This is a genomic window from Bacteroidota bacterium, from assembly GCA_019637975.1.
In the GTDB taxonomy this organism is placed as follows: Bacteria; Bacteroidota; Ignavibacteria; order UBA10030; family UBA6906; genus CAADGV01.
Genome location: JAHBUR010000013.1, coordinates 104,432 through 124,194 on the forward strand (window position 1 = coordinate 104,432; position 19,763 = coordinate 124,194).

A 19,763-nucleotide genomic window follows, 5' to 3' on the forward strand; every position below is an offset into this window, starting at 1 on the left:
GCTGTCTGTGTATGCTGCTCACTACCTGCCTCTTTCCTCCCACTCCCCTCTCAAAACTACATACATCAACTGGTCGATATGTTTGCCGTCTTTCGTGACGGATTTTCTCATGCGTGATTCACAGGTGAATCCGGCCTTTTCAAGTACCCGGCTTGATGCCGGATTCCACTCGAATACACCGGCAAAGAGCCGGACAATATCGAAATTCGTGAAGGCATAGTCGACGACGGCTTTGACCGCGGCAGTTGCAATTCCTTTTTTCCAGAAGGGCTCTCCGACCCAGTAGCCCAACTCCGCCGAGTGACGGTACACATCAGGCTGTATGTGAATGCCGATTCCGCCGATTACTTCCTGAGGCGATGCAATAGCCCAACCCGTTTCGGGCTGATGCTTCTTCACGGCGCGCAGCCACCGTTTCGCGTCCTGTACTGTATAGGGATAGGGAAACGAATCGCGAAGGTTGATGGAGACATGCCGGTTGTTGGCGTACTTTGCAATTGCTTCCGCATCGGTAACGGCGAAGCTCCGCACACACCAATCGTCGAAGAGCCGAAGAATCACTTCTTCTCTCCGCCTCCGTGGCCGGGACGGCGAGGGCCGCTTCGGCGGGGGCGATCGAATCGCCGGGGGCGGTCGTATTTCTTCTTTGCCTCAATCCGGATTTTCGGAGAGCCGGCAACGGGAGGAGGCAGTTCCTTCAGCCATTCTTCGGGAGGATAGATGGATTCGAGCTTTCTGCCGATAAACTCTTCAATGAGAGGAATCTGCATCCCGTCTTCTTCGCAAGCAAAGCTCACGGAAATGCCGCTTGCGCCCGCCCTTCCTGTTCTGCCGATGCGGTGAACGTAGTCTTCTGCATCAAGCGGCAGGTTGTAGTTCACGACATGGCTGACTCCTTCGATGTGCAGGCCTCGTGCCGCGACATCGGTTGCGACAAGGATCCTGAACTTTCCTTCCCGGAATCCCTCCAACGTTTTCACGCGTTCATGCTGTGACACATCTCCGGAAAGTAATCCGCAGGAAATTCCCCGCGACATCAGTTGTTCCGCAAGCCTGTGCGTGCTGTCTTTTCTGTTTCCAAACACAATCACCCGCTCCAGATTTTCCTGCACGATCATGTTGTAGAGGAGCTTCAGCTTGTCTTCTGTGGTCACGATATAGACGCGCTGATCAATTGCTTTCACGCTTACCTGTTCCGGTTCGATATCAACGTGATGCGCTTCGCGGGTCCAATTTCCGGCCAACCGCCGTACATCATCCGTGAGTGTTGCCGTGAAGAACATCGTCTGCCGTTTGTCTTTGTGAGGCGTGCTCATCACGATCTTGCGGATATCGGGAATGAACCCCATATCCAGCATCCTGTCCGCTTCGTCAATAACCAGTATCTCAACGTGGGAGAGATGAATATGATGTTGCTTTTGAAAATCAATCAACCTTCCCGGCGTTGCAACAACAATATCCACCTGCCCGTCAAGCCATCGCTTCTGCCGCTCGTAGTCCATTCCGCCAAACACCGCCACGATTTTCGCATGTGTGTATTTTGAAAGTGATTTGGCATCCTTCTCAATTTGCAACACAAGCTCACGCGTCGGGGCAAGAATCAGCGCCCGCGGGCTTGCCTTTCGCCGCTCCGCAAGAGGTTTGCGAAGCAGATGTGAGAGAATCGTGATCAAGAATGCGGCACTCTTTCCCGTACCTGTTTGCGCCCTGCCCGTACAGTCTTTCCCCTCCAACGATTTTGGCAGAATCTCCGCCTGCACCGCCGTGCAATACTGAAAGTTCAGGTCGGCGATTGCATGCATGATTGGGTTCGGAAGGTTGAAGTCATGAAAACGGGTCTTTCCTTCGATCGGCGGGACATCAAACTGTGAAATCTGCCAATTATCAACAAGTGGTGCTTCAGGTTCACGCTGGGTTCGAGGCTGCGAATGTTGACGAGGCGGTCGTGTTGGAGGGCGTTGCGGGCGAGTACGATTATCGGCTCTCTGCGGCCGCTCGCTTCGCTGTTGTCGTGGTCGCTCACCCCGCTGACTCTGCGGACGAGGATTCTTCCCCTGATACCCGCGCCGGCTGCTCTCACGTTTTGGCGGTGTCTGCTGCCGCTGCTTGGGCGGTTCAACGGTGGCCGGGGTCTTTTTCTTTCCCCGAATCTTGCCGCTTAACCATGAAGCAACTTTCTTGATGACTTTTTTCATTCAGATCGGATTTGAGGAACGGATGCCTCTGTTATGAGGAGAAGATGAGGGTTCGATGTATCAGTCTTTGCGCGTATGAGTGTTGAAAGGGAAGCCGTACGTCCGGCAGTTCAAGATACGAAGTATGGCGGTGAGATGAAAGACGAGGAGGCCCGCGTTTCGGGCCTCCCGTAGGGGGGCTTTTGGGCGCTTAGCGTTTCAGTTTGAAGGTGAAGGGAACGCTAACCCACACATCCACCGGGCCGCTGCTCATATATCCGGGTGTGAACACAAACTGCTTCGCCGCTTCAATTGCCGCGTCGTTGAACAGCTCGTTGTCGCTTGCATAGATCCGGGCCTCACGCACTTTTCCCTCTTTCGTCACCCAAATCCTGACGGTTACTTTTCCCTCAATACCCGCCCGTCGGGCCAGATCGGGATACTGCGGGGTTACGCGCTTCACCACTTCCGGAAAGTGTTCAACAATCTCAAATGGCACGGGCTCTGCGGTTACATCCGGAATATCGCCGGTCCCCGGACCAGCGCTTATTCCCTCATCGTCACCGGTACCTTCCTCTCCGCCAATGGCATCCCCCCGTGAGATTTCATGCTGCGTCGCGAGTGTTTTCGTTTTGTCGGCAACGGCATCGGGCACAACAACTATCTTACCCGCCGCAATATCCGTCGCTTTCGGAGAAGCGCCACCTCGAGGTGAGGGAAGAGTGTAATCTTCCAAATTGATCGGACCGCGTTCTACGGGGATGCCGCGGGGCTTTTTCCACTCCACCTTTGTCATGTCAATTGGCGATTGCATGGCCGGAAGAACGAAGTAAGCCCCAATCACCATCGCATGAATCACAACCGAAACAACCAGCGCAAGAAGAATGTTGCGTTGTTGGATGCGTTCCGTTTCCATTGCGCGATAGACCAACGAAACGGAATACGCAGGCCGTCTGCTTGTTGCAGCAAATGCCGGTGACGTCATGGCTACCTCCATTGTGTGTTGATGGAAGAACGGTTAGTAACGCCAACAACTCAGCAATCAAAGAAGGTGCCATGACGTATCCTGCAAATTCATGTCGAATGCCGCAGTCGAGGAAGACTCCTCTTGCATTTTGCAGGACGGGTTGTACCTAAAACAGTACAATGCTTGTAAGCAGCCGGGAAATGAATCGAACGGATGAATTGCAGTTTGCAATGGATGGCAGGTGAATAATGATGAGAGTCCAACGGTACTGTGTCTGCAAACTCTCAACACCATTCATGTTTCCCTAAAACACACTCACCTTTACGTACCGCCCCGGATTCTGTTTGAAATCCATCAGAAGCGAGTCGAGCGAAAGAATGCTGTGATCTATATGCCGGTAGAGTTCGTCGTCGTTCGTGAGCTTGCCGAGACTGTTCGACGGGTCGTTGAGCCGTGAGAAGAGAGAATCGGAGCGGCGAATAACCGAGCTGAGATTGTTGTAGAACGATTCATCAACAATGAGTTTGCCGAGAGTTCCTTTGCCTTCTTTGAGGGATGTCGTCACGTCAGAGAGGTTTGTTATGAGGGAGGAGACATGTCCCGCCATCTGCTTGTCGTTGATGAGCCGCGCTGCAAGTCCCTCACCGCTGGTGAGTTGCTTCGTCATTGCTTCGACATTGGCGGCGGTTTTCAGAAGCTTGTCATTCAGTTCCGTCGAAGTAATCAGCCTGCCGATCGTGCCTTCTCCTTTGCTGATTTTTTGGGAGATGACTTGAATCGTATCCATCGTCTGAATTGCCGAGGCAATCAGATCTTCGAGTCCCGGCTCGGCAACAACGTCGAGGAAACCGCCTTCCGGCAGCATTTGTTTGGACTGGCCGAGCGTGATATCCACAAACTTGTCGCCTAAAACACCGAGAGCCTTGATCGTCGCTTTGGAGTCGCTCGTGATCAAGCCGAAGTAGTTTCTCGTGATGTCGAGCGTGACGAGAACGCCGGTTGTATCGTTGCGCGTCGAAAAATCCATACTCTTCACAACGCCGATTTTCTTACCGGAAACGGCAACCATGTTGCCTTCGGACAATCCTTTTATGCTGGAAATGAAAAGATAGGCCGTATCGTGCCGCGTCAGGATGTTCGTGTTCTTGCCGATAACAAGTCCGAGTATTCCCGCAAGAATGAGTCCGGCAACGAACAAGATCCCCGTGCGGAGATTCCGCCAGCCGACTCCGCCTGTGGGCGATGTGTTGATTTTAGCCATAAATGTCGAGTTGAGAGTTTGAAGAGTTTTTTGAGTTCATAGAGTCACAGTTCTTCGGGGTCGAGCAGGAAGGATTGTACGAACGGATGGTCGCATTCCTGCATCTTCTCCGGTTCGTCGTGAAAGATGATTTCGCCGTGATAGAGAATCAGCACATCATCGGCGATGCTGAACACATCGTTGATGATATGCGTAACCATCACGGCACCGAGGCCTTTTTCTTTCTTGAGCTGGCCGATGAATGCGAGGATTTTGTTCGAGCTGACCGGATCGAGTCCGGCAGTCGGCTCGTCGAACAGTACCATCTCCGGCTCGAAAATCAACGCCCGCCCGATTGCAACACGCTTCCGCATGCCGCCGGAAAGACTGTCCGGCAACTGATGCGCATGGGCTTCGAGTCCGGCAAACTTCAATTGTTCCTGCACGCGATGCGCTATTTCATGTTCGGGCAGATTGAGATTTTCGCGCAGGAAGAATCCCATATTCTCGCTCACGGTCATCGAATCGAACAACGCGTTGCCCTGAAAAACGATCCCCATCTTCTTCCGAATCGGGAACAGTTCCTCCTCGCTGAACTTGCTGATTTCGATTCCGTCAATATAGATCTCTCCGAATGTCGGCTGAATCAATCCCAACATCAGCTTGATGATGGTACTCTTTCCGGAGCCCGACGGACCGAGAATCGCCGTGATCTTGCCGTCGGGAATTTGCATCGAAATCCCGTTGAGAACCTCGCGGCCCGAATAGTAAAGATGTACGTCTTTGAATTCAATCATTTACGGGAAATTCCAAATCTCAAATACCAAATTCCAACGGAAGGAGTTTATCAGAAGTTCATATTCTCCAGCACCAACTTGGAGATGTAGAAGTTGGCAACGAGCACAAGGCCTGATGAGACCACAATGCCTTTGATGGTTGAACGTCCGACGCCCGCGGTTCCTCCCTGCGCTGAAAAACCGTTGAAGCAACTTACCAGAGTAATAATCACTGCGAACACAAACGGCTTCACCGCCCCGACAACAAAGTCCTTTACAATAAGCTGGTTCAAGGCGGAGTTCCAATAGAAGCCCGGATCAATATGATGGTAGATTTGCGCGACGATTCCTCCGCCGACCAATCCCACAAAATCACTCAACGCCGTCAGGGGGAAGAACATGACAAGCGCCGCGAATAACCGCGGCATCACGAGCCGTGCAATCGGGTCGGTGCCGAATGCCCGTAGCGCATCGATTTGTTCGGAGATTTGCATTGCGCCAAGTTCGGCTCCGTTGCGTGCGCCAACACGCGCCGAAAGCATCAGGCCGGTTACAATCGGGCCCATCTCCCGAATCACCGAAAGCGCCGTTGTGCGTCCGGTCAGCAGCTTCGCGCCGAAGCCTTCGAGCTGGTTTCCGACTTCGACCGTCAGCAAGCATCCGATGGCAAGCGAGCTGACAAAGATGATGGGTATCGACTCCGTGCCGCAGATGTACATCTGGTTCAGAATCTCACCCCAATACCGTCGTGTGGACGAGAAGCTTTTGAACGTACGTACGGAAAAGAGATAGAATTCCTGCAGTGTATGCACGAAGTCTTTGAGACGCTCGTTCAATGTCTCGGCATACTCTCCGACTGCATTCCACATCTTTAGAACGATTGCGCAATCTCCTTGTAGGTTTTCAGAATCACGATGCTAAAAATACGCAAAAAGGGATTGAGGGAGAAGAGATTTTACAAACTGCAGCGGGGGCGGATACATCAGGGCTTTCCTTTGTATTGGCTTCCCTTCATTGTTCCCTGAGCGGCGATTCCGATGAGCGTCAGCACGGCCAGCAACGCGGTGTTGATGTTGGGTTCCAGGTTGAGACTTTCTGTAATGAGAAATGCGCCGGTAAGCGACGAGAGAATGATCAACGCCCACTCGACGAGAAAGGAAAGAAGAATTGCCCCAAGAACTCCCCCGACAACAAAGGGCAGCCACGAAGGGAGAGCACTGTGGGTTGCGAACTCCTCCATCATGCTAAAGAACACATAGCCGCCGGCGACAAATCCCGCTACACGAACAGCGATCTTTTGCAGGAAAAATCCGGCAGCCGCAGCCGCCAGTCCGGCACCGAGCGCAACATAGAAGATCATGGATTCCTGATGATGAATAAATCGCGGAGCTATGCTCATCACCAGCATGAATGCGACACCGCCGACGAAGAGCCACAGAACTTTCCGTCCGGCAAAGAGAAGGAGAAGTCCGATTATGATCGGAAAAAGATAATAGAAATCAATATCGGGCATAGTAAGAGAAGGCAATTAGAGAGATTGTGTAGGGAAGGAAGCCCCGTTTTCTTTTCGCACAGAAATCCGAGTGTTTCGCCGGAACAGGGTGAGGTTTCAGTGTGTTGCCTCACCCGTGTTAAAAGCAGATCAAAAAAAACTATTTGGCTGGCGTATAGTATTTCAGTGCTTCAGGTAAGTGTGCCTTAATATCAGCAATACGGGTCTCATCCGACGGGTGTGTGCTGAGAAACTCGGGGGGCGCGGCTCCGCCTTTTGCGGCGGCCATTCTCTCCCAGAATGTTACCGCTTCCCGTGGATCATACCCTGCCATCGCCATGAAAATCAATCCCATTCTGTCCGCCTCGCTCTCCTGCGAGCGGCTGAACGGAAGCAACACACCAAACTGCGCGCCGACGCCGAATGCCGTCATCCAGAGGTTCTGTGTTTCTTGCGGCTTGTCTTTCACGGCAACTGCAAGCGCCATGCCGCCGAGATTGGCAAGCAAACCCTGGCTCATGCGCTCATTTCCGTGCTCGGCAATTGCGTGTGCAATTTCGTGTCCCATCACAACGGCGAGGCCGGTTTCCGTCTTTGTGACAGGGAGGATTCCTGTATACACAACGACTTTTCCGCCCGGCATGCACCACGCGTTCACCTGCTCGTTGTCAACCAGATTGAATTCCCAGTTGTACCCCTGCAGCCTGTCAGCCCAGCCGCTTTGCCGTGCATATTGTTCAACCGCATTCTGGATCTTGTGGCCGATCCGTTTCACCATTTCGGTGGCTTTCTGGTCGGTGCTGACCTTGTTCTCTTTGAGAAACTGATCGTATTGCGAGTAGCTCATGCTTAACATTTCACCCGCGGGAATGATAGTTAACTGCTTCCGCCCGGTCACCGGGTTGGTGGTGCACGTGACAAAAACGACCGACAACACGATAACGACGACTGCCGGAAGGTAGAAGCGTTTAATTCGAATCATTGCCGTGTCCTTTCTTTTGTGGAAGACCCCCTTGGTTGACTAAGAATACAACAGTTCTGGATTATCTGCAACAAAATGAAATTGTTGTCATCATCACGGAATCAGCCACCTTCAATTACTCGCGGCTGACATGACAATGGAATCAGTCAGCGAATCTGCGTTGAAGGTCACCTTCGCATTTTTCTCCGACCGCCGATTCAACCCGCAAAAAACTGGGCGGAAGAGAAGCCCCTGGACCTGCACAGAGAATCTTCGCAAACCTTCTTTTGACGAAGAGGGTGTCACGAAATGCAAGCATTGACAGTACCGCCAAGAGATGATTAAAAATTGCAATACGAGAGATTTGGGGAATTATATACTTGACAAACCAAGATTAGTTTTGTATATTGTACTCAGTTAATCGAACTGAGGACACAATGAAACTCGCAAAGAAAAGCCTGACGATCAGCGGACTCGCTCACAATGAGGCGAAAGAGAACGAAGCAAGGGAAACCCTCGAAAGACTCCGCTGGGGTTCTGGGGTAGCTTGTCCCCGTTGCGGTAGCATGGACGTTGCTAAGATCGAAGCGAAGCCCGGAAAGAAAGTCCGTCAAGGCTTGTACCGTTGCCGTGATTGCCGAAGGAACAAAACGAGCAATCAATTCACAGTTACGGTTGGGACTATCTTTGAAGATTCCCACATCCCCCTGTATATCTGGCTTCAAGCGATTTCCCTCTTGTGTAGTTCCAAGAAGGGAATGAGCGCGCATCAATTACACCGTCAACTTGGGATTACCTACAAATCCGCGTGGTTCATGGCTCACAGGATCCGCTTTGCAATGGAGCAGAAGCACACGCGTAGAATGCAGGGAACGATTGAAGCGGATGAGACCTACATAGGCGGAAAGAGCCGGCGCGTGGGACGGCAAACAGGTTTAGAAAATAAGACTCCCGTTGTGGCATTGGTTCAACGGAACGGCAAGGTACGTTCTTTCGTTGTACCTACCGTGACGGCAGCGACGTTAAAGGAAACGCTACTTGCAAATGTTCATCCTTCTTCCCATCTTATGACAGATGAGCTTGACGGCTACAAGAAGGTGGGGAAAGAGTTTGCTTCCCACAAGACAGTCAAGCATAGCGAGTTTGAATACGTTCGCGGCAACGTGACCACGAACACGGTTGAGGGGTATTTCGGATTACTGAAACGCGGAATCAACGGCGTGTATCATCACGTCAGCAAGGAACACCTTCACCGCTACCTTGCCGAATTTGATTTCCGATACAATCGTCGAAAGATTGACGATCACGATAGAACGGTTTCCGCAATTATGAGCACAGAAGGAAAGAGGCTCATGTACCGGGACTGACAAGGCTCAACGCATGAAGAAGGAAGCAGAGAACAAAAAGCATACGAATGAAAAACCTGTCTCTCTCTATCCGTTGGAACCAGAAGAAGCGATAAGAAGGCTGTTGCAGGTTAAGCCACAAGCTAAGAAGAAAAAAAGAAAGCCTATGCGTTCTCGCGCATAGGCTCCTACAAAGCAACTATTTGAACCAACGGGACATTGGTAAGATAGTTGTCTGTTGACTCAATGTCAACAGGGGTGTCAAAAATCTCCTAATGCTCGTAACCTATCTTGCCGATAACTAAAGATACCGGACGGCGGAAATCCGCCCGGTATCTCGTTGTTGGTTTCCTGCGCGTGGCTATGCGTCGTAAACTGGCGCGTTCCATGCACTTTTCACAAGATTAATACCGGCCAAGCAGTCAGACTTATTGTAATAGCCTTCGCCTGAGTCGGCAACGATCTTGTAGTTTGCGGCTTTTAACCGCCATCTCCAGTAATTGCTGGAGTCTTGATAGATTTGAAAAAACATTGTATTGCCTTTCTATGGATAGTTCGACAAAAGTTTTTCTGTTCAGATACTACCATGCCGGAACTTGGTGGACTCTTGATATTCCCGCAACAGATAAAGCAGATGCAGAAGCGAGACTCAAGAAACTGCCGCTTGCCCGATATGATGGAGAGCTTGCAGTACAAATACCCGCTAAAGTTCCCTCGTTTGTAGTACGAACGTTTGTTTGGTTTAGGAATCTTACCCGCCGTAGCGGGTAGTCGCATCAAGTATCGCGAATTCGGTTTCCCGAAAGTCGCATTTTCATAACAGCCTCCTTTCTCGAAAAGGGTGGTTGCGAAGCCTGCCAGTTGATTAGCGTCTACGCGGCAGGCTTTTTCTTGTTTATTTGCTCAACTTTGGTTCAAAAAAAATGTCAACACTCTTGACTTCGATCCCTATTCAGTTTATCTTGAAAGCGCAAATGGGGATCATCCCAAATGCAAACTACCCCAGTTCTCTTTAGGGTTTCAGATCGAGCCGGTTCCAGCCAGTTCGGTCTGCTTCATGAATCATAAAATCCAAATGTGGAAGGCGAATCTCAAAAGGGTTCGCCTTTCCTTTTTGCCGCCTGTAACGCGCGCGTTTTCAATGACTTACAGACAGCCAACTGATTTGAAATATAGCTTATTACATCGGTTTTATCAATAGGATCATCAGAGAAGTTATGCACATTTATCAAAGTAAATCGGTTGGTCTCGCGCGAAGAAGAAAAAACTGTATCCCATCCGGCTAAACCCCCTTGAATAGTAAATACTTACGGCTATCGGACAACCTCACCATCGCAGAACCTTTCCACGCGTTATCCACATGAAACACACGTATTTATCCACAACAAAGAACTGATACTGGGGCAGGAACGGAGCGAAGGGGATTGTTGGTTGGAAGAATTGGTTAGGAGGACTTCAGTGTTGCTGCATCGGTGATGTCAAGAAACTCAATTAGCTTCTCTTCGTCGTTTTCAATTATCTCAAATAGAATATATACAATGGGGACATCCTCAACCGGGAGTTCATCCGTTTTCAAAATTCTGTAAACATCTGGTTCTCCCGGTATCGTAGTAAAGCGGCGCGGATCTCTTGCAATGAGGATGAAGTTCTCTTTTAGCTCTTTGACTCGTGGGTATTTCTTTTCCAGCTTGTCAATACTCTTTTGGAAGCGATGGGATTCCCTGCAATCGTACACTGTGATCCCCCGAAGTGGTTTTAAGCAGCTAAACGAATTTTCTTTATGACACCCTTAGCCCACCCCATTGCTTCTAATGGTACTGGGTTGTTGAACCGCAAGAATATGGATGCAGGGGGAATAGTCTCCCCGGTTTTTAGCACTTGCCAACTCAACTCTTTATGCGTGAGATTACTAAGTTCAGTAGCATTATACTTCTTGAAGTATTCGACAACTTGCGTTGCAAAATCAATCTCATCTTCCGTGAGTGCTCGCAAGTCAGGTTTTTCCTCAACTGTTGGCTTTATCTGGTCATAGCCGAAGTATTTTTCTTTGCGAAGTACTAAGTGCCCGCGCGCTTTCAAATTCTCCCGAACCGGGACAAGATGTTTTGGGATTGGTCCAGCCTTCTCCCTGATGTAATCATCACCAGTAATCGTTGAACCGTTTTGAGCATACCAAAAGAAATCCGTGTAGTACAACATCTTATTTAGCACCGTTGCAGAGAACTTTGGATTGTCTCTATTCTCGTAACAAATGTGCAGTACAAGTTCTTTGAATTTTGCCGTATTATATGTCTTCATAATGTCTTGCGCCCTCCCAACCGATATTTTATCGGCTGAACTTCTTTTTGTTGATTTGGTGGATCAAGGGGAGTAACCTCTGCGCTACGCTTGAAATATAAGTCATTTTCCCCAGCCTGTCAAGAAAAATAACGACAAAAATGTCGCCTTAGTTCCAGCCATATTCGGTTTGTCAACTATATAATCCCCGAGATTTGTGCTTGACAATACGAATAATAATGGTTAGCATTCGCCAGCCCCAAAAATGGACGGATCCTACCCTTTGGGGTAGTTACATCTCTTCTTAAGAAGCTTCACTAATACAGCGGTACCGTGGCAACACTGTGTTGGATGGTCCTGAAAAGTGTTGTGCGAAGCTGCCTACCTTACCGCACTTTTTAATTCTGTTGAGATCGAAATAGCATAATTGTTGTTCCGTGCAGTAACCACAATCAAAACGGGGCCGGTTTGAGCGAAACCCTCCGCCCATATTTGAACTCGGCTGGTCGTTTCGTGCCACTCTACTAATAAGAAGCCTCAACCATTCTACGAGGTACTCGATGGAAAATCCCAACACGCAACCAAATCAGAAGCCCTTTGTCGAAAGGATCAACTTGATGAGAAAGGTGTGGATTAAGATGCACAAGCAATGGGCTCATCATTATGTTGTTCGTGCTGAGCATCAAGACAGACATTATACCGAAAACTCCTTGTGGGGGAGAAATCTCATTCAATCTCAACCGGAACTTGTCAAAGGGACCGATAATCTCCGATCGGCAAAGGAAGCATTCGGCCACAACGAAATATCAGCCTCCGAATTGAGAAGAGCGAGGTTGGATTTGAAGAGAGTCGTCAAGTCTATTCACCATTTCGGGAACGATGACCGGACGCTACTGGGAGAATGGATGCAGGACATGGTTGTCCCTGTCTACACGAACAATGTTGCTGGTGCAGTTTACATCGGGGCCGGTTTGCTGGTAGTAATCGTAGGCTTGAGGGGACTTGGAGACCTTAGTACGTGGTCTCTTCCCTCATGGTTCTTAAATGATCAAAGCAGATTACGCGAGGCAATCGTACTGTCTGCCCTTGCGCTCGAATTGCTGCTATTAGTATTCCTTGGTGTCCTTCAAATGTTTACGCCGGAGGACACGAGGCGGAAACGTTCTGAGACGGTTTCCCTTGAGGAGGCTGCTTTAATGCTCAAGGAGTTGAAAAACGAGTTTGCTCGTGAAGGAGTCCAGACGGTGGATCAGTTAGTTGAGAAGCGCGTCAGGAGAGAAATCGACCGGATCAAGAATCTCCTTTGAGAATTGTGAGATTGTCATGAACAAAACGATAACACCGTATTTTGTCCTTTACTTGGTCGCGCTGACTGGTCTGTTGTTGGTAACAGACGAACGCGACATTGCGGAGGCCGAAGGAAAACAAGTTATCTCGGTTTTGATGGAGGAAATTCTCAAGGCACCTGTCTTGACGGTGCCGGATGTAGTCCGTTTGCCGCTCATGAGTGAACAGCCCGTTCTTCTTTCAATTGCCGGGTTGGCAACGTACTCCGAAAAGAAGAATGTCCGGTATTTTGTGAATGCGATAGACTCGGTACCTCCTGACTGGCACCTCGTGCGTATCGAACGCGACTCTAGTGGGAATGGGTTAATGTACCTGCCAATTGGCCAGAAGTCGGAGTATACATTCGAGGCATATTGCAAAGTTGATCGGGAGTTTCCGCAGAAGATATCAGGAAATCTAAAGAGAGGTTTGGAAAAAGCACTCGCTCAAGAGCTGAAGGATCAGGAAAGTAAGCGCGTCAGATTCGTTCTGAAGGTGGGTGAAGAAGGGGAATTCCTGCCGCTTGCGTTTGAAGTTGACAGGACTTTTGACAAATGGATTACAGGCAGGAAGTACTCGAAGAGAATTTTTGTTTCGAATGTAGACCCTTTCAGGGTAGGAGTTACTCTTGTCAGCAACCCTCCGCGGCCATTCTATCTTGAAAGGACGAAGAACACCATTCGCCTCAATTGGGACAATCCAGACGTCGGGGTAACAAGCGTAACGGTGCGCGGTTCGGCGAACCGGGGTTTGGGAAATGATGATGTTGCAGAGACCAGGTTCGTGATTGATGTTGGACCACCGCGATGGCAACCCGATCCGAAAACGACAGCGTATAAGAACGTGAATTATCGATGGGAAAGCGGGCTTGGCGGTATGAACGCAGATGAGTATGTCGTTCAAATGCACGCAAACGACATGTTGATCGAAACAATCTCTCCCAACCAGTATCCGTATGAAAAGAAGATTGACCCGTCGTGGTCGAGAGTGGCTTTCAAAGCTGTTGCCGGCAACAATATACTCAAGCAAATTGATGTACAGGTAAAGGAGCCGCCTCCGCCTGAAATCAGATGGGGAGAAGTAAAGAGAGGAGACGATGATGTTCGCGTCGAGTTCTTCTCCGAGGATATAGATGGCGGACCGGTCGCTATTAACATGAACGTCATCCAGCCCTCGGGGGTTAGAGCCCTACTCGAGCCTCAAGGGAAGGCCAAGAATTTTGTTATTACCATCAAAGACACAAAGAACATTAGGACTCCCCATGTCGAACTACGAGTACAGGCCATCGGAATCGGCGGTGTCTCCAAGACGCCTGCCCGTACCATCACTATTCGATACAATTGACATGTTCGAGCTTGATCAATGCTGCGCTTACGGTGATCACAAACCACGTAGAGGAATATCGAGGTCTTCAGCATGTGGCATGCTGGTTGCGCTTGCAATGTTGTTCTGCTTCACTTCTCAAGCCGTTTATCCGCAGAGTACCGAGGATAGCACAGCACAATTGGAGAGTTATAAACGGCAGATAAAGAGACTCTACTCTGAAGTTGAGAAAGTTCAGCGCGAGGATTTCTATTTCACAAAACTGAGGGCGTGGTGGATTGAGAATCCTGAGTTGGAGGACTCAATCCGCTCCAAATACTTGCAGACAATGGGCTCCGACCAATTCCTGAGAGAGAAAGACCCGTTTTATGTGGTGGCAACACCGCCACCACATAACGATCTTATTGTGCTGTTTTCAGGAATTAACATTGTAAAGGGGGCAGAATTGCGAGAATTCCTTTACAAGAAAAGGGAAAACCAGGATCTTAGGCGCCAAATAATAGAAAGTCCGGGCAGGCGTGCCGAACTTCTAGACTCGGTCCAAATTGCAAGTGTGTCCGCGCCTCGGATATTCAACGGGGCAGATACAACAATAAAATACTTCAACCGATACGCCATCGAGGGTATTGACCATAGCGCTTCCACTGTTTTTTCGGCAAGATTCCCCGAGAGATTGAATTGCAAAATAGATGACAAGTGGGGCATCGAGTTCAAACTTGGAAATGAGGAAATGAACTATCCGTTCTGGTATTCGGGCAATAGTTCCATCCTGATTCTCTATAAGAGAATAAAGTTGGGAGGACAGATCCCTCTCTGGCTGGGCTCACCTGACAATCGCCTGACCGGGAAGCTCTGGACACCCCGCGGGCTCGACGGGGGGTTTGGTATGCATGGGGAGTTCGATTTCGCCTTTGCTGGAGGTGCATTGTTGGTTGGGGCACGGCGCTCTGATGTCAACGGCACGTTTGCTCAACTTCCAAACATCTACAGAATCAGTGTTATGGCACAGGCGTGGTATTCTTTCACCATAACTATCAAGAACTCTGCTGATCTTGTACGAGTCAAGGTTGGCGGTGGATACCATCAGATTGCTCGGGATATCATGACATATTCTGCTAGCGGAGATAGATCGAAAATTTTGCCGAGCGGCGAATCCGACCGCCCATTTTGGAGCCCGTATATCAGCTGTGATATCATGGATCAGCGCTCCGATGATAGGTTTGGAGGTTCTTTTCAATATTACCACGAATGGTTGATGACAACAATCTGGCTTGAACTTCTACCGAACCACATAAGAATTGAGCTTAAGGGCGGGTTGCCAATACTACGCAGCCGTTATCCGTGGGAACCTACGCATTTTGTCACCATGAACGTACCAATCACGTTTGCCTTCTAATGCCATGATACCATCACGAACAACTTGTTCTTTCTTGATCGGTGCCGTCTTACTACTTGGTGTTTCTACCGAGCAAGTGTACCCGCAGTCGCTACAAGATTCCTTAAGGGAGGCAAGGGAAGAAGTCGAGTCACTAAAACGTATTCGCGAGGCGCTTGACGAAGCGAACCCTGAGTACACGCAGTTCTTCAAAATATGGGCTGTCTTCGATGAAGGGCTACGATTGCGCATCTTCAACGTGTTCCGAGAAGCTAACTACGAGTTCAGCACGCAAGACACGATTTTTGTTATCCTCCGCAATGACAGTACAATTGCGGAAATCCGGATTGGGAGGGTTACCACAGGTCCGCACTCAATCAGAACTCATCTTGACAGCAGATTGATACGGGATATTGTCTCACGGAACTATGAGTTGGAGGATCTCGAGCCTGACGGCTACAAGCGCCGCCAACAACGACCCCCTCAGCCAAGGCCTGTAGCACCCAAATGGGCAGCTGCATCGTTTTCGCTGTTCGAGGTGGGAGTCCGCTTCGGTAATGATTGGGGTGTAATTGGACGCGTCGGTGACGATATGCTCGGTTATCCTTTCTGGACATCGGGTCAAGCGTGGGTGCTCGCCTCCTACAAAGCTCTCAAACTTGGGGCGCGACTGCCTGTGCATGGTGGCAAGGAAGACTGTACTCCTCAGGTTTTGAGGAGGTTGATAAACGGCAGCACAGGGGTGGCCGGGGAGATCGAGATTGAATGGGAAGAACTGAAGGTGGGCGAGTTCCAGAGCTATGCCGGAATTGGAGGGAGCTTTTCGATTGGGGAGCTTGGCAAGAGGCGACCCGAATACCTCGTGGGAGTGCGGAAAACAGAAATCATGGGACCAGACACAGTGAGCTATACCGATTCGCTTTTCTCCATTACGAGTTTGGGTCACTTTTATTACGCACTTGACTGGTTGTTCGATTCGGACGCTCAACTGCTTGCGTTCAAGCTCGGGGCAGGAGCACAGCGGGTTGTTCGCGGGCGGTACTACGATTCCTCGCTCGATATTGAGATCCTTGAGAAGTACAAGCCTGACTTTTTCCCCTATCTCTCGGTGGAGTATAGAAACCAGCGGGTTGAGTGGTTCGCACTCTCGGCACAATACTCCCGGCTACTGATGGTCGGTGCATGGGCGGAGTATCTCCCCTACTTCATGTTCTTCGATATCAAGTATTCCCGTGTGCTTCGCAAAGACCTTCGCCCGTGGGAAAAGAGAGATTATTTTGCGGCAACTGTCGGGTTTAAGTTTAGTTTTTAGCCCTCTGTTCGCCAGCAAAAGGAACTAGGAGGATCCCAAACGTCAGCTCGACCAACTTAAGAAGCCATTCGTATGCTTGCCTTGTCACAAGCACTTGTTATCGCTTTCCTCTTAAGCGGGACAGATTTCATCTGCAATGATGCTAGGTCTGATTCTCCCCCTTCTCCCAAGCCTGGCAGAATGGAGCAGGAAAAACGAGGTGAACGAGGCCGCCTCGAGAAGGCTGGACTCGACTCGGTAGGCAAAGCACCACCCGAAAACAAAATCAGTGACTCGGTGAAGACACCAGCGCAATCTTGGTCTCGCAGGTCCGCCCAAACTCAATCTCCTGCGCAAGAAGAAGTCGTAAGATCGTCACACACCTTTGCGCCTGACACAGCAATCGCTGTTGAGCCAGATCCAATGGTTGACATAACTGGGAGGGGGAAGTTCGTCTTGAGAAGCGAACAACCCACGGTATCATCGTCAAATGCCAATCCAAATGTAATTAGAGATGGTATCCGCCCTGACATCAGAACAGGCCAAGATTCTCAGCAGTACTCCAGCTACTCGAGAAAAGACCCCAAACCCGATTATGACACAGTAGGATTTGCATTCGATACAACATGGACATTTTGTACTCTGGATTTTCAAGAGGGAATCCACCGTGTTAACGGCGGATGGTTTGACTCATTGTGGATAGAGATTCTTGACCGCGGAGAGATAGTTCTGTCAACAAGGTTTGATTCCACGCCGCGCTACTCGGGGAGAAGTGGCAGAAACTTTGATAGCTATCGCGTTAATTTGACTCTGACATCGGGCGATGCAATCAGGTTGGTAGGGACACCTGGAGGAGATAGAAACACCCGGTTCATCAGTATTGCTGAACTGCGCGTGTATGCTCTGAAGAAGACAAAACAAGAAAACTGAAGACTTCTATGCCACGGAATGTCTAGAGCAGCTATGGGAAAGCTAGGTGATACAGCCCGAAAGATTGACTGGACCGTAGTTGTTCCATTGGTCAGCATAGCATTAACATCTTACTTGCAGTGGGAGCAAATGAAGGTTTCATCCGAAAGCGCTATCTACCAAGTAACGTCAACTCCAAAGAGGGAGGGCTATGCAACGTTCATGCAGAATCTATTGTATGCATACGACAATGCCATGAGCGGGAATGGTAAGGAACTGCAGAAGAACATTGATGGTCTGGAGATGGCGTATTATGGTATTCAGCCTTTTCTCGTCAGCAAGAACACGCAAGATACTCTTTACTCCAAAATCAGAGATTTCGATGGATACTGTACAGAAATCCTTAAGTTACAGCGGGCATCTCAAAAGAGAGAGCAGTTGAGAACGGAATTCGCTGAGTACAAGGTGTTCTTCCAAAGATACCTGTTCTTTTCTCTATTCTCGGTAGAATGATCGATCAACTTTCTTACGCCGTGACGTATGTACCCTTCCAACTGCCCTAACTGCTCTGCTCGGGTTCCACTATCAGGCTTGGGCAAAGCGATATGACTTCCTCCCAATGCAGAATATTCGAACTAGAGTCTACCGGGGAGGCGCCGTCTCCTTCGGCTTGTGGATAAATCGCTTCTTCCTAGCCGACATCCGGGTACACTACATAGTGCAAGGGCAGGAACAACGCGTATACGAGAATCAGGGCACGGCAACCGACCTGAGTGCTGAAGGGTTAGGGTTCACCCTCAAAGGGGCGGTGACGTTTGCGCTAACAAAAGGTATGATCGTGGATTTGGGCGGAGGGTATCTTTGGGACAATTACGAAGTGGCCATTGTGCAAAGGTCAACTCTCACAAACGCGGCTACAGGTCGAGTCGCCAACCGCACGAAGGTTGGCAGTGCTATCCTTAGTGGGGGCCTGCGTCTTGGCAGTCAGAACTTCTGGTTGAACGCGTCGTCCGATTTTCTCTTTGACGGTCGGACGTTCAGGGGTTACCACCTCATCGCAGGTGTTAATTTCTTGTTGTGAGAAAGCCAGGAAACTTGTCTCTTTGTTAGATCGCAGCATGGCGTTACCTTCTTGTTCTTGCAACGTTCTTGAACTCTTATTGAGGTTGCTGTTCCTTCCATTGTTCGCAGTTGTCGCTTTCTTATTCCGGGGCCTTGCTGAAGAGCCATGCGTCTTACTTCGCGAACCTCGACACGAAGCACGTTCTCTTCCATTGAAGTATGATTATCGTCGCATAGACGAATACGCGATAAGCAGTTCTCCAGAAGTTGAGAAATCAGTAGAGACCCTTAGCGGTTATCTGCTTGCAGGAGCGGCTAATGATCGTGAGAAGGTGCGTTCAGTCTTTCGCTGGATAGCCGGGAACATTGTTTATGATATCCAGTCATTCTTTGTCCCTCCTGCCCGGAAGCCCACGAAGAGAATGTCGGGAAACAATGTGCTTCAAACCCGTACTGCACTCTGTGGCGGCTATGCCGAGTTGTTCGAGATGTTACTCAAACCATCAGGAATTGCAGTGGTGACCATATCGGGGTACGGAAAAGGGTACGGATACACCGAACGCGAGCCATTCGAAGGGAAGGAACCCAATCATGCTTGGAACGCTGTGCAAATTGATGGAACCTGGTTTTTGGTTGACGCAACTTGGGGGTCCGGCTACGCAAATGATGAAAGGCAATACGTAAAGGCATTAGATGAGTCATACTTTTTAACGCCACCTGAGTACTTCAGCTTTGATCATTTTCCCATGGAGACGAAGTGGCAACTTCTTTCAGTGCCAATATCGCTGCAGGAGTTTGAAAAACGACCAGTATTGCGTCCATCGTTCTTTGAACTTGGCTTCTCAGTAGAACAAGCATGTTTGCTTCTCGCTGAGAAAGAGTTTAATGGCTTTCCCGACCTTTTTACGTTCAGCGGAGGGGATGTGTACTTTCACAGTGTTCCACACATGAAGGAACTCCAGGTTGGCAAGAGGTACTATTTTCAGCTAACAGCACCAAATGCAAAGGAAATCGTCCTGATAAATGACATCACTTGGTGTTTTCTGTCAGAACAAAATGGACTATTCTACGGTGAGATAGCGGTCAAAGAAGGAGATCTTACCGTGGGGTTGAGAAACAAAGGCCAAGACAGTCTCTCTTATCAGTCTGTTCTTCGGTACATTGTTCAATAATGCCCAGAATCAGCCAACCGCAAACTGCGAAGAAACTAGGCCGGACACATGCTCAAACATCAGTCGGTTCTT

At 49.6% G+C, this 19,763-nt stretch carries 21 protein-coding genes; 10 read left to right on the plus strand and 11 right to left on the minus strand.

The features are described 5' to 3' along the window. Positions 1-21: 21 nt before the first annotated feature. The 8 genes from KF749_09375 to KF749_09410 form a co-directional block, all read right to left on the minus strand. Positions 22-531, minus strand: coding sequence for a GNAT family N-acetyltransferase (locus tag KF749_09375; GenBank protein MBX2991368.1), 510 nt, complete (start codon positions 529-531; stop codon positions 22-24). A 26-nt stretch (positions 532-557) separates the two neighbouring features. Further along, the gene (locus KF749_09380; GenBank protein ID MBX2991369.1) at positions 558-2,195 is read right to left on the minus strand and encodes a DEAD/DEAH box helicase; all 1,638 of its coding nucleotides are present in this window, start codon (positions 2,193-2,195) and stop codon (positions 558-560) included. A gap of 190 nt (positions 2,196-2,385) precedes the next feature. Then, entirely contained in the window at positions 2,386-3,159 is a 774-nt protein-coding gene (locus KF749_09385) for an energy transducer TonB (protein MBX2991370.1), read from the minus strand. Between the two features lie 286 nt (positions 3,160-3,445). Next, complete coding sequence (locus KF749_09390) at positions 3,446-4,402, minus strand: MCE family protein (protein ID MBX2991371.1); 957 nt, start codon at positions 4,400-4,402, stop codon at positions 3,446-3,448. 44 nt (positions 4,403-4,446) lie between these two features. Further along, positions 4,447-5,178 (minus strand): ABC transporter ATP-binding protein, encoded by a 732-nt coding sequence (locus KF749_09395; GenBank protein MBX2991372.1) that lies wholly within the window; start codon positions 5,176-5,178, stop codon positions 4,447-4,449. Positions 5,179-5,228: 50 nt separating this feature from the next. Further along, complete coding sequence (locus tag KF749_09400; GenBank protein ID MBX2991373.1) at positions 5,229-6,026, minus strand: ABC transporter permease; 798 nt, start codon at positions 6,024-6,026, stop codon at positions 5,229-5,231. Between the two features lie 113 nt (positions 6,027-6,139). Further along, positions 6,140-6,685 carry a hypothetical protein gene (locus tag KF749_09405; protein MBX2991374.1) on the minus strand — a complete coding sequence of 182 codons (546 nt, stop codon included), beginning with the start codon at positions 6,683-6,685 and terminating at the stop codon, positions 6,140-6,142. Positions 6,686-6,809: 124 nt separating this feature from the next. Next, entirely contained in the window at positions 6,810-7,631 is an 822-nt protein-coding gene (locus KF749_09410) for a M48 family metallopeptidase (protein MBX2991375.1), read from the minus strand. 443 nt (positions 7,632-8,074) lie between these two features. Between KF749_09410 and KF749_09415 the strand changes: the two genes are divergently transcribed. Further along, on the plus strand, positions 8,075-8,977 hold the full coding sequence (locus KF749_09415; protein ID MBX2991376.1) for an IS1595 family transposase: 903 nt from the start codon (positions 8,075-8,077) through the stop codon (positions 8,975-8,977). Between the two features lie 13 nt (positions 8,978-8,990). Beyond that, positions 8,991-9,140 carry a hypothetical protein gene (locus KF749_09420; protein MBX2991377.1) on the plus strand — a complete coding sequence of 50 codons (150 nt, stop codon included), beginning with the start codon at positions 8,991-8,993 and terminating at the stop codon, positions 9,138-9,140. A 177-nt stretch (positions 9,141-9,317) separates the two neighbouring features. Here KF749_09420 and KF749_09425 read toward each other — a convergent pair whose 3' ends face one another. The 3 genes from KF749_09425 to KF749_09435 all read right to left on the minus strand — a co-directional run bounded on the left by KF749_09425 (position 9,318) and on the right by KF749_09435 (position 11,254). Continuing rightward, positions 9,318-9,488 (minus strand): DUF1508 domain-containing protein, encoded by a 171-nt coding sequence (locus KF749_09425; GenBank protein MBX2991378.1) that lies wholly within the window; start codon positions 9,486-9,488, stop codon positions 9,318-9,320. A 912-nt stretch (positions 9,489-10,400) separates the two neighbouring features. Further along, a complete protein-coding gene (locus tag KF749_09430) occupies positions 10,401-10,691 on the minus strand; it encodes a hypothetical protein (GenBank protein ID MBX2991379.1) in 291 nt (96 codons plus the stop codon). Positions 10,692-10,711: 20 nt separating this feature from the next. Further along, complete coding sequence (locus tag KF749_09435) at positions 10,712-11,254, minus strand: SocA family protein (GenBank protein ID MBX2991380.1); 543 nt, start codon at positions 11,252-11,254, stop codon at positions 10,712-10,714. A 539-nt stretch (positions 11,255-11,793) separates the two neighbouring features. Between KF749_09435 and KF749_09440 the strand changes: the two genes are divergently transcribed. The 8 genes from KF749_09440 (at position 11,794) to KF749_09475 (ending at position 19,691) form a co-directional block, all read left to right on the plus strand. Next, positions 11,794-12,540, plus strand: a complete 747-nt coding sequence (locus tag KF749_09440; GenBank protein ID MBX2991381.1) for a hypothetical protein — start codon at positions 11,794-11,796, stop codon at positions 12,538-12,540. Between the two features lie 16 nt (positions 12,541-12,556). Next, positions 12,557-13,903, plus strand: coding sequence for a hypothetical protein (locus KF749_09445; protein MBX2991382.1), 1,347 nt, complete (start codon positions 12,557-12,559; stop codon positions 13,901-13,903). Then, the gene (locus tag KF749_09450; GenBank protein ID MBX2991383.1) at positions 13,821-15,278 is read left to right on the plus strand and encodes a hypothetical protein; all 1,458 of its coding nucleotides are present in this window, start codon (positions 13,821-13,823) and stop codon (positions 15,276-15,278) included. The genes KF749_09445 and KF749_09450 overlap by 83 nt, the downstream gene beginning before the upstream one ends. A 4-nt stretch (positions 15,279-15,282) precedes the next feature. Next, on the plus strand, positions 15,283-16,569 hold the full coding sequence (locus KF749_09455) for a hypothetical protein (protein ID MBX2991384.1): 1,287 nt from the start codon (positions 15,283-15,285) through the stop codon (positions 16,567-16,569). A gap of 402 nt (positions 16,570-16,971) precedes the next feature. Beyond that, positions 16,972-17,478 (plus strand): hypothetical protein, encoded by a 507-nt coding sequence (locus KF749_09460; GenBank protein MBX2991385.1) that lies wholly within the window; start codon positions 16,972-16,974, stop codon positions 17,476-17,478. A 33-nt stretch (positions 17,479-17,511) separates the two neighbouring features. Further along, a complete protein-coding gene (locus tag KF749_09465; protein MBX2991386.1) occupies positions 17,512-17,970 on the plus strand; it encodes a hypothetical protein in 459 nt (152 codons plus the stop codon). A gap of 106 nt (positions 17,971-18,076) precedes the next feature. Beyond that, positions 18,077-18,538, plus strand: a complete 462-nt coding sequence (locus KF749_09470; protein ID MBX2991387.1) for a hypothetical protein — start codon at positions 18,077-18,079, stop codon at positions 18,536-18,538. A gap of 193 nt (positions 18,539-18,731) precedes the next feature. Continuing rightward, positions 18,732-19,691, plus strand: a complete 960-nt coding sequence (locus tag KF749_09475) for a hypothetical protein (protein ID MBX2991388.1) — start codon at positions 18,732-18,734, stop codon at positions 19,689-19,691. Positions 19,692-19,763 lie beyond the last annotated feature (72 nt).

Coding starts and splice junctions, on each gene's coding strand:
- KF749_09425 (MBX2991378.1), bottom strand. CDS start 9,488: ATGTTTTTTCAAATCTATCAAGACTCCAGCAATTACTGGAGATGGCGG.
- KF749_09410 (MBX2991375.1), bottom strand. CDS start 7,631: ATGATTCGAATTAAACGCTTCTACCTTCCGGCAGTCGTCGTTATCGTG.
- KF749_09395 (MBX2991372.1), bottom strand. CDS start 5,178: ATGATTGAATTCAAAGACGTACATCTTTACTATTCGGGCCGCGAGGTT.
- KF749_09440 (MBX2991381.1), top strand. CDS start 11,794: ATGGAAAATCCCAACACGCAACCAAATCAGAAGCCCTTTGTCGAAAGG.
- KF749_09420 (MBX2991377.1), top strand. CDS start 8,991: ATGAAGAAGGAAGCAGAGAACAAAAAGCATACGAATGAAAAACCTGTC.
- KF749_09470 (MBX2991387.1), top strand. CDS start 18,077: ATGCAGAATATTCGAACTAGAGTCTACCGGGGAGGCGCCGTCTCCTTC.
- KF749_09455 (MBX2991384.1), top strand. CDS start 15,283: ATGATACCATCACGAACAACTTGTTCTTTCTTGATCGGTGCCGTCTTA.
- KF749_09460 (MBX2991385.1), top strand. CDS start 16,972: ATGGTTGACATAACTGGGAGGGGGAAGTTCGTCTTGAGAAGCGAACAA.
- KF749_09400 (MBX2991373.1), bottom strand. CDS start 6,026: ATGTGGAATGCAGTCGGAGAGTATGCCGAGACATTGAACGAGCGTCTC.
- KF749_09380 (MBX2991369.1), bottom strand. CDS start 2,195: ATGAAAAAAGTCATCAAGAAAGTTGCTTCATGGTTAAGCGGCAAGATT.
- KF749_09465 (MBX2991386.1), top strand. CDS start 17,512: ATGGGAAAGCTAGGTGATACAGCCCGAAAGATTGACTGGACCGTAGTT.
- KF749_09385 (MBX2991370.1), bottom strand. CDS start 3,159: ATGACGTCACCGGCATTTGCTGCAACAAGCAGACGGCCTGCGTATTCC.
- KF749_09435 (MBX2991380.1), bottom strand. CDS start 11,254: ATGAAGACATATAATACGGCAAAATTCAAAGAACTTGTACTGCACATT.
- KF749_09445 (MBX2991382.1), top strand. CDS start 12,557: ATGAACAAAACGATAACACCGTATTTTGTCCTTTACTTGGTCGCGCTG.
- KF749_09450 (MBX2991383.1), top strand. CDS start 13,821: ATGTCGAACTACGAGTACAGGCCATCGGAATCGGCGGTGTCTCCAAGA.
- KF749_09390 (MBX2991371.1), bottom strand. CDS start 4,402: ATGGCTAAAATCAACACATCGCCCACAGGCGGAGTCGGCTGGCGGAAT.